This is a genomic window from Dactylosporangium darangshiense (assembly GCF_039537565.1).
In the GTDB taxonomy this organism is placed as follows: Bacteria; Actinomycetota; Actinomycetes; order Mycobacteriales; family Micromonosporaceae; genus Dactylosporangium; species Dactylosporangium darangshiense.
Genome location: NZ_BAABAT010000191.1, coordinates 1 through 1,262 on the forward strand (window position 1 = coordinate 1; position 1,262 = coordinate 1,262).

The following is a 1,262-nucleotide window of genomic DNA, read 5'->3' on the forward strand; positions in this document are numbered from 1 at the left end:
GACCGTACTTCGAGTAGTTGTCCAGGCCGACGACCTGGTAGCCGCGGGACAGCAGCTCCTCGACGACATATCCACCGATGAAGCCGGCCGAGCCGGTGACCAGGACCTTTGCCACAAACACTCCTTAGCTGCGGTTCGCCGGACTCGCCGGCTGCGAGTGATCTTCGAAATGCGCACGCGCGGCCTGCGCGTCGCTACGGGCTGCCGACGATGCCGGCCGCTTCGCCATCTGCTCTACGGTCAGCCGGCGGCCGAACGCGAACCAGTACCAGCGAAGGTAGCTGGGCATGAACCGGCCGATGTCGAACCGGGACTCGCCGAGCTGCCGGTCGAGCCAGATCGTCGGGAGCTCCGCCACCGGCAGCCTCAGCCGGGCCGCCTTGGCGGTCAACTCGATGCCGATCTCGAAACCGGTCTTCGACTCGATACCGACCTGCCGCACAAACGCCGTCGAGTACGCCTTGAAACTGTTCGTGGCGTCGCGGGTGCCGACCCGGGCGAACAGGTGCAGCGTGCGCCCCGCGCCCTTGGAGAGCAGGCGCTTGAAGCGCGGGCCGCCGACCTGCTGCCCGCCGGGCATGTACCGCGAGGCGGCCGCCACGACGACGCCCCGCTCGACGAGCCGGGCGAGGTCCTCGATCTGGCGCGGGTCGTCGGAGCCGTCGGCCATCGTGACCACGGCGACCGGGGCGCGGGCCACATCGACGCCGAAGCGGATCGCGTTGGCCGGGCCGCGCCCATACGTGTTGAGCACCGCGCGGACCCGCGGGTCGCGGGCGGCGACGCTGTGCGCGAAGGGCACCGTGGTGTCCTCCGGCATGTCGTGCACGATGAGAACCTCGGCCGGCATCAGCACGTCACGCAGGATCCGTTCGAGGCAGGCAACGATCGCCTCGCCTTCGTTGTACACCGGGATGACCACAGAAACCTGCGGCGTCAGGGTCATACGCGCACGCCCTTGTTGGTGATGCCCCACATGTCCGCGACCGGGATGTCGGTCGGCAGGTCACGGTACTCGGGGTGCGGCGCGGCCACGATCAGCAGATCGGCCTTCTGCAGCACCTCGTCGAGCGGGACCAGCCGGTCGTCCTTCACGTACGGGTCGGTGCAGAGCGTCTCCTTGGCCCGGAGCATGACGACCTTGCGCAGCTTGTAGGCCAGCGACTCGCGGATGTCGTCGCTGCCGCCCTTGAACGCCATGCCGAGGATGCCGACGGTCATCTCCGACAGGTCGAAGCGCTCCTGCAGCTTCGACACGACGT

3 protein-coding genes are annotated in these 1,262 nt (G+C 68.5%); all 3 read right to left on the bottom strand.

Translation table 11 applies throughout. The features are described 5' to 3' along the window. Positions 1-121 (bottom strand): NAD-dependent epimerase/dehydratase family protein (locus tag ABD901_RS58615; protein ID WP_345145075.1); only part of this gene is annotated, 121 nt, incomplete at its 3' end. A 3-nt stretch (positions 122-124) separates the two neighbouring features. Further along, positions 125-946: a glycosyltransferase family 2 protein gene (locus ABD901_RS58620; RefSeq protein WP_345145072.1), complete on the bottom strand. Its 822-nt coding sequence runs from the start codon at positions 944-946 to the stop codon at positions 125-127. Then, positions 943-1,262 (bottom strand): UDP binding domain-containing protein (locus ABD901_RS58625; protein WP_345145073.1); only part of this gene is annotated, 320 nt, incomplete at its 5' end. The genes ABD901_RS58625 and ABD901_RS58620, both read right to left, overlap by 4 nt.